An 8,452-nucleotide genomic window follows, 5' to 3' on the forward strand; every position below is an offset into this window, starting at 1 on the left:
ATCACCTCAAAACGTGTCAAGGTCGGGAATGTCGTCCCACGCTGCTGCCTCAGGCAGCGATTGGACCGGATTGGTTGGTGTCGATGACCTTGTCTCTGCCGGCGATTCGGCAGCGCTCGATGTTTCCTCGGTGAGGCTAAATCGGTGTAGCGGCGCGACGGGAGCAATGCTCGCGAACTGCAAACTGTTGTACAGCGACTTGTTTTCAACCTGGCGCTCGAAGGCAACGGCCAACGCGCCCTCCGGCGTGAAGGTGCGCATGAATTCCTTGAGCCGTTGCGCATCCTGCTCGTCACTGACAGATGTGCGGTAGCGTCGGTCGTATTCCTGCGTCAGAGCTTTCCATTCATTCTCGGTAAGTTGACCAAGGCCGTTCAGGCTCGGGCAAATAGCCTGAACCCATTGGTCCTTCACGCGTACATAGACGGACGATGCATCCCACGGGTCGTACCGGACTGGGAGCCGTTGACCAGCGACTTGGAACGACTGGAACGCAGGATTGTGGTAAAGCCTCTCGTTCACTTTTACGCCGCGCTGCGGATGAACTCGACGCAAGCCTTCTCGGTCAACCGGAGGGCATGTGGCAATCAGGAAATCGCGGTTGAACTGGATGTGCAGGTGTTCCCGCGAGCCGCTCTCGCGCAAGCCGCGCAGAAATGCTTCACGCGGGGACTCGCCTAGAACAGGATGCTGCTCCTGGTCGTAGTATTCCGTAGCCCAATACTCGACCCCGTAATAGAGTGGTTCGAGCGTCCACTCGGCGAGATTCTTGGGCAGATGCGAACCGGAAACCATCCGGACGTGCTTTGTGGCCTTCGTGTTGCCCGCGAGGCCGTGGATGTAGTCGACGTTCAGTCGCCCGAACATGCGCTCGAGTACCGTACCGTGACGTGGGTTGCCGGACGGACGAAAACGGAGATGACAACCCATCGCCTTGAGAAAGGACTTGAATGCGTCGGACCGGAAGTCGCTGCCGTTGTCCACAAAGACGAGTTCTGGCAGTCGTTTGAATCGCCGGACTATGTCACGAACCACCATCATCACGGAGTGGTACGACGGCGGGTCATAGCTCAGGAACATGCCGACAATACGCCGCGTATATGCGTCCACGGCGAGGGACAACCACGGCCTGCCGAGATTCTTGCTCGTGCGGCTGGAGATTAGTTCAATGTCCAGTTCAGTGTGGTCGATATGTACATACTGGAACGGTCGGCTGCCATGTATCGGCGTGTGGTAGTGCATGACATCCACAAACGCATCCTTCTGGTACGCCAGGCGTTTGCCCTCACGAATCCGGGTGTCATGGTTGGTTGTCTGCGATTTAATGTGCTTAATCAACGTCGGGTACGACGGTGTCGTTACGTTTTCCTGCGAACACACCACTACAAGATGCCGATGACAGGTCTTGTAGTTAATCGCCTTGCTGTTTCTCCAGTGCTCGTCGATGACGCGGTCCATCAGGTCAATCTGCTCCTCACTCAGACGAGCGGTGCGGTTTCCGCGCGCAGCGATGTGAGGTACCAATGCCAGAATCTCATGGTCTCCATTGGCGCGCGCGATGGCCTGGCAGGTATTCCATCGCCGCAAGGTACGCGCGGAAACCGTAGCCGTCGCCGATTCCGAATGAAGCAACGTCTGGCGCCGAAGGGCTTCCGCGTATTCAGCCTCGGTATATCGGCTCAGACCGAGGTCGTTGGGAGCCGTAGCCTCGATGACTCGGATTCGATTTCGGTCGTGAGCGGCCAATAGCCAGTCACGCTGAAGCTCCATAGTCGTATGGTCCTGCCTGTTGCAGACAACGCTCTTTTCGCCGACCAGTGTGATGGTCAGTTCCTGACCTTCGAACTCGAACCTGGTGCCGACGGCGATGTGAAGCGCGAAGTGTTCGTAACCTGGCGGCGTTGCTCGATGTGCCTCCGCATACAGAAACTCGCGCAGCATCTCGTCCCGGTAGATTCGGAAACGTCGAGGATTGCGCAAGGACTCCCGGTCGAGGTCGGTGACAACGAGATGGTCTGCGATGGCCTTGTGCGCCTGGTCGGCGCTAAATGAGTACGGCGGCTGCAGTAGTTCATAAAAGTGGAGTGCACCTTGCTCCTTCAGGCCTGCTTCGAGACGAGCGAGAACGTCCGCGGGGCACGGGGCGGCAGCGGGGAGGTAGTAGTCTGCGAGATGTTGCAGATTTTCGATTCGGCGCCGGGGAATGGCAGCATCGCTGCGAATCCGGTAGCGAATGCCGAGTTTGGCGAGTTGTTCCTCGATTTGTGGCGAGTACCAGTTTCCGTCGGCGTCTCGCTGGTAGCGGTAGGGGTACTTCTCGGCCAAGTGGGTCAGCTTCGTCTCGGACTTCCACTCCTCAAGTGTGATGCCGTCCTGGCAAATCGCGAGAAAGTCCGGGGTGTGATGAATCGCTCGGATTTCACCGGTGGCGCCATCGACCAGACGGAGTTGCAACTTGCACGGCTGCGGATAGAACTCCAGAACACGTTCGTCGTATTCGAATCCGATAGCTGCAGCGAACTCGATGCCGTAGCTCTCCGTGGCGATTTCGCGCGCCATCTTCCTGCTTGCCACGTAGGTGATGACATTGCCTCCCCGGGATGCCACCTTGCGTACGGGCGCGTGAACGCGAGCTTCCTGGACCAGCTTGCGGCCCGCAGGTGGCGTGCCCAGATGGTCGAACAGGTCGACCAGTTGTGCCTTGCTAAGCATTACGTCCTCACAAAAAATGCCTACAAAGGACGTGTAGGGGCGCTGGCGCTGGGTCGGTCGTATATGACCGATTTGTTTGTGCCAGAATCGTGCTTTCCTCAAAAATCAGGGGCCAAATCCGGCTAAGGGTGCAAGGATGAGCGAGACGCCGCTCGAAAGGGCAACGTCGCCAGTGGAGCCGTACGGCTCGTGGGAAGAGGCGGCGAAGGAGCTGATAGTGGAGGAGATGGCGCGTCAGCTCTTGAGTTACAAGGAGCTTTCGAAGCGACTGGAGAGACTCGGAATTGATGAGTCGCCGGACCAGATAAACCGAAAGGTCAATCGGAAGCGATTCTCGTCGGCGTTCTTGCTGGCCTGCTTGGCCGCAATGGACGTGAAGTCTGTCCGGATTAAATAGGGTCGGCTTTTTCGAAATTCGAGCGCCCGTAGCGCATCCGTGCGGATTCGCCCCTCGAAGCCACTTTGCTTGTCGCATGATGCCCTCGCCTCGTACCCTCTCACAAAAAGGCGAGGAGGCCCTGGTCCGATGGGCCACGGCGTCATCAAGTGCGACCTACTCAGGCTGGCGTTGCGCCAGCATTCAACCTAGTAAATCCAGAGTCCGCTTTCAAGAATTTCCTATTGTCGGGATTCCCGCAGTGATTCAAGGCAGCATTCGAGCATCGTCATGCCCTTCAAATTGCGTTATACGGTCATGCCACGTGTCGGCCGAGTACGAAGCCGCCCGACGGTAGGGCCGCCCCGTCCAACTGACGGGCTTCGGTGAGTGGCCGCTTGCACGGACGGGGGCTGAATCCACCGCTAGCGTGCAGGGGATACCCGAGACTAGGGGGATAGCGTCTGAGATTTCGGCAACGGGATGGCGAAGCTAGCGTCCCGGAGGGCGCATACAGCGCTGGCGGGCGAAGCGGCCCCATACCGGGGAATTCGGGTGGGGAGGCTGAGTGGAAGGCTTTCCCTGGCATCTGCCATTGGGAGGGCTGGGCTCAGCCTCACCACCCGGGGCCCAGACCCACGAGGATGCTCAGGGCTGAGCCTTGGGCGCAAGGATTTTTATTGCAGCCGTTTCTTCACCATCTGTCGACAAGGTGCGGTTACACCAGTAAAGCAAAATGAAATCATGAGGCCCTCACCTCAAGTTGATGCTGCAACGTTTTGTAACCTAGTCGGCAGTGTGTCTTACGAGTTCGAAAGGAATTCCATTACTGCACACAGGACTGGCGACCGTTGTACGTCGTGATAAGTCAATAGCCAAATATCCATGGCAACTGCCATTGGTGTGGTCTCTGAATTCATTCGTTATTTGCGGTTCCGGAAGTGACTCGACCACCGTAAGACGGCAGTTCGACCCCTTCTCTTTTCGGGGAGGGGGCGTCGTCCGGCCCCTTTGCTCAAGAACGAGACAACGGGACGAAGCCCTTGACCGAGATGCCATATGCAATTCGCATGGAATGACCGTGTCAGCATCTGAACGACGGTGGGTGTTTGAATCGACAAATCTGTGGGCTGTTGATTTATACAGTATTTCCTGGGTCGCAGATTTCGGGGAGACTAGAGAGTCCCATCGGGGAAGAGTATGAACGAGCGAGACCAAAAACTAGAAGTAGAAAAGCCAATCAATACCAACGCGGCACCGACCATCGTCGCCTTCACGTTCCAGTTTGAGCGCGCACTCTATTCGCTGTTCTCCGGTCACGCGATACGAACGCAAGTCGGTATCGAGACGCTGGACGACGTGGCGGAGTTGACGTGGAATGCCGACGGCACAGTGGATGCGAGGATTGAGCAGGACGCGAACACCGTCCAATCCGCAGGCCAACCTTTCCAGGACAGTAGCTATAAGCTGTGGCACACGCTTCGCGTTTGGTTGAGCCATGTCAAAGTGCTACGAGCGAAGTATGTCGAAGTCCACTTTTGTCTGGTCACAAACGCAAGCGTTCCCGAGAGTGCTCTGGTACGCATGCTTTCCGACGCGAAGTCGGACGCGCAAGTAGAGGCCGCTGTATCTGCGCTACGTGCGCAGGCGGCAGCCATCGCGTCAAAACGGAAGCCCGCGGCAAAGGAAAAGTCAGCGACGAGGGAAAAGTCTTCGGCGAAGACCGAGGCGGAAGCAGTCCTTAAGTACGACGACGATGACTTGAGCTACCTGGTACGTGGGGTGAAATTGTTGGACCGCGGTGGAACAGATTCAGGTGTGCCGCCGCGGGAAGCGACAATCCAAATTTTCCAATTGCCTTCGGCCCTTGTCGAGCAGGGCGAAGAAATCTACCGATACCTTCTCGGCATAGCCGTCGATACGTGCCGCACGGCATGGTCGGACAAAGAGACGGTCTGGCTATCGCCTCAGACATTTAGAGACCATTTGCACAAAGAGTTTGACCGTCGTTTCCTCAACAAGTACCTCGACCGTCCTATGGTGCACGTCGATTTCAAGCATCTTGTTGAGCGAGGTGGACGGGATTTTTTCTTCCTGAAGCAACTCTCTCGTCTCGATATTCCCGCGAGAATCATCGATAGACACCTGGACAAGTACTGGGCTTTCTATGCGGAGCGAGTACGGCTCGAGAAGGAGGGTTTCAATCAGGTCGACTGGGAAGCGCGCGAGGACAAGCTTCACCAGCGATGGCAAGATTGTCGTGACAATGCCGAGATGGAACTGATGACGCGAGCGGACAGTACGCCAGAGAAGCGTGGTTTGCTAACGCTTACGAAGACTTTGGATGAGAACTTCAAGGCCGCTATTGGTCGGTACGAAACGGGTAACTCGTATCTCACGCACGGGCACTACCATCATATGGCAAACAGGCCGGACGACCGATATTTTGTCTATTGGCATCCAGCGTACGGTGCCGAGAAGGACGCTGGCGACGAGGAGAAGTCTTGATGTCAGGTTACATCGACCGCACACTCATCCACAACAGCGCACTAGCATGCTTCCTTCTGGCGAGCTTCACGAAGGAATATCAGGTCCGCACTGTGAACAGGGGGCATCCGTCGTTTGAGAAACTGCTGCTCGTCCTGCCGCTAGTTTGGCATGGTCCGAGCCGCCGGGGCATCCAGAGCCGAAATTTCGCGACACCCATGCATGCAGTCATCGCCGATGAGCCTCGCATCACTGAGCGTCTTGCTGATAGGGTTGCTGCTCACGCGGCTGTATCGTCGCAGGGGCTCAATATCGCATGCGCGACCGGTCTTCTGGTCAAGCGTTTCGACGGAGACGAGAGAGAGTTTGCGTTTGGACCTCCGCGGTGGCCGCCAGGGAGTAGTCCAGCGAGCAGTATCGATAACGAAATGTCTGGAACAGTGCTACGTCTAGCCAACTGGTTCAAAGACTTTACCGCGGCAGAACTCTTCGCAATACTCGGCCTTCATTGATATGCAATTCTTCATTTCAGGGCTGATTCTGTGGCCTAAAAATCAACGCTTCGAGATTCGAACGCTCGAGTTTTCGGAAAATGAGGTCAACGTCATCCACGGACGCAGTCGAACGGGAAAGTCGTCCATCATTGCCATCATTGACTACTGTCTTGGTTCCAAGCGATGCACGATTCCCGTGGGCGTAATCCGCCAGAAGACTGATTGGTTTGGTCTCAGAGTTCGAATCCGTGACACATGGGTGCTGATTGGGCGACGTACGCCACTGAACAGTTTTGGCAGCGGTGAATTTTTCTTTTTGACGCTGGATGGGCGCTATGCGCCCATCCCAAAAAGCATTAGGGCGACGCATACACACGCACAATACAAGGATGCATTCAACAGGATTGCGCGTGTCACCAACATGTCGTTGGTCGACGATGAGGACGCTGAAAACGCAGAGAATCGACCATCCTATAGAGACCTGGCAGCGTTCAACTTTCTTCCCCAGCATATTGTCGCCAATCCCAATGTTCTGTTCTACAAGACCGATACGTACGAACACAAGGACAAGCTTAAGCGCGTCTTACCGTACGCACTCGGCATTGTCGATGCAGCATACCTGAAGAAGGCTCGCGAGCGCACGCGTCTCTTGAAGAATCTCGACGCCCTTCATAAAGTGCAGCGGACCCGTGAGACTGCGTTTGCATCGTGGCAAGCTGAGGTCAGGACACTATGGAACGAGTCGGTCGAGCTGGGATTGTCCGATGACCGTGATGGCATGTCCCTTGAAGCCTGCGTCCGGTCTCTGAAAGCGTTGAACGACGCGTACATCGAAGGGCACCTCGCGCAGCGCCTCCGAGCACCGCAATATGGCTATTCAAACAAGCTCTTCAGAGAAGCGACTGAGCACGAGGAGAAGGCTCAGAGAAAGGTCGATGACCTGGTGCAGGAGTTGCGTGACTATCAGGCACTGTCAGACCGGGCGAAAAAACTGTCGGGCGCAGTGGAGGATGAGAGGGTTCGCGTAGTGAACCTTGATTGGCTCCAGCGCAGCTTGGTTCGAGACGAAACTTGCGTGGTGTGCGGCTCAACAAGTAATCACAGCCATGATGTATTGAACGGCCTCGAAGAAAAGCTTGATGACGTGACTCGACTGTCCGAAGCGCTTCTCGAAGGACCGATTGTTGACAGGCAACTGGCGGCACTCGAGAAGAGACTTTCTGAAGCAGAGGACGAACTCCACGGGGCGCGAATGTACAGGCTGAGTCTTGAGCCTAAGGAGGCGCTGCCAATGGAATCGTTGGGCAGAGCGTATGTGCTTCTTGGAAGATTGCAGGCTCTTCTTATGGCCCTGTCGACATTGGAAGGCGAAGATGACTTAGGTGACCGTATTCGTGACACGGAGGAGAAGCTCGCTCTTCTCGAGGAATATTTTCAGAACTGCGGTCGCGAGCAACGTGAAGGGCAGGTCGCGGAGCAGATGGATGAGCTCATTCGAGGATACGCGAAATGGTTTGACCTGAAATCGGAAGCAGTTATTGAACTCGACCAGCAGGAGCTGACGTTAAGTTTTTCCAAAGAGAAAGGCAGCCGGAAGGACTTCCTTTGGGAGATTGGGAGTGGTGCAAACTGGATGGCGTACCATGTGTCGACATTCCTCGCTCTGCACGAGTATTTCACTGAACCAGAGCGTGTTAATGGCCCGGTTTTCAGTTTTCTGGCGATTGACCAGCCGAGCCAAGTCTTCTTCCCAAGCGCGAGTTCCGGTGAAAATCAGCTCGATGGACACGAAGTGCAAGCCGAGGGTTTGCGGGGAACCAGGGATGCGGACATTACCGACACACGGCGCATTTTCAAAGCGTTGTCACGAGGAATCGAGCGTGCGAAATTTCAATACCAAATCATTGTCGTTGAGCATGCGGACAAGTCGATTTGGGGAAAGGTGAAGCATATGAATCCAGTTGCTGCGTGGAAGAGCGCCGGAGACGGCCTCATTCCGCGCGAGTGGTTCGGCCGCTGACCGAAAATATGTGGGTAGCGGGCAGCGTAGAGTACAGCGCGCTGCGTGTGGATTTAACAAAGCACTAAATCTGCAGGCGTAGTATTTGGGGCAACAAGAGCGTTAGGGGAAGATGGCATGGCGCAGGTACCTAGGGCGGTGTCACCCATTCGGGGATGGCTGACGGAATTCCTGTTCGTTCGGGACGTTTTCAGGGAGCCACCCGGCTTTCCCTTATACAGGTACCAGGTCACGCCTGGTGAATATCGTGAACTTGAGCAAATTCTGCGTAAGCGGTCGGTAAAGGACGCCTCTCTCCTCCATCTGCGTCACACTCGGTTAAGATCGACTTGCCGTGAGCGGCGAGTTTGCTCAGCGGCAGAT

The 8,452-nt window shown here is 55.9% G+C and carries 5 protein-coding genes; 4 read left to right on the forward strand and 1 reads right to left on the reverse strand.

Annotated features, from left to right (window positions below; translation table 11 throughout):
* Positions 1–6: 6 nt before the first annotated feature.
* Positions 7–2,712 carry a DDE-type integrase/transposase/recombinase gene (locus FB600_RS35090; protein ID WP_145758137.1) on the reverse strand — a complete coding sequence of 902 codons (2,706 nt, stop codon included), beginning with the start codon at positions 2,710–2,712 and terminating at the stop codon, positions 7–9.
* A gap of 136 nt (positions 2,713–2,848) precedes the next feature.
* Here FB600_RS35090 and FB600_RS35095 point away from each other — a divergent pair, with 136 nt between their 5' ends.
* The 4 genes from FB600_RS35095 to FB600_RS35110 all read left to right on the forward strand — a co-directional run bounded on the left by FB600_RS35095 (position 2,849) and on the right by FB600_RS35110 (position 8,089).
* Positions 2,849–3,109 (forward strand): DUF6471 domain-containing protein, encoded by a 261-nt coding sequence (locus FB600_RS35095; RefSeq protein WP_038733709.1) that lies wholly within the window; start codon positions 2,849–2,851, stop codon positions 3,107–3,109.
* A gap of 1,179 nt (positions 3,110–4,288) precedes the next feature.
* Positions 4,289–5,596, forward strand: coding sequence for an ABC-three component system protein (locus FB600_RS35100; RefSeq protein WP_145758138.1), 1,308 nt, complete (start codon positions 4,289–4,291; stop codon positions 5,594–5,596).
* A complete protein-coding gene (locus FB600_RS35105) occupies positions 5,596–6,087 on the forward strand; it encodes a three component ABC system middle component (protein WP_145758139.1) in 492 nt (163 codons plus the stop codon). The genes FB600_RS35100 and FB600_RS35105 overlap by 1 nt, the downstream gene beginning before the upstream one ends.
* Position 6,088: 1 nt before the next feature.
* Positions 6,089–8,089: a DUF3732 domain-containing protein gene (locus FB600_RS35110; RefSeq protein ID WP_145758140.1), complete on the forward strand. Its 2,001-nt coding sequence runs from the start codon at positions 6,089–6,091 to the stop codon at positions 8,087–8,089.
* Positions 8,090–8,452: the final 363 nt, after the last annotated feature.

It is taken from the genome of Burkholderia sp. SJZ089 (assembly GCF_007828315.1).
Lineage (GTDB): Bacteria > Pseudomonadota > Gammaproteobacteria > Burkholderiales > Burkholderiaceae > Burkholderia > Burkholderia gladioli.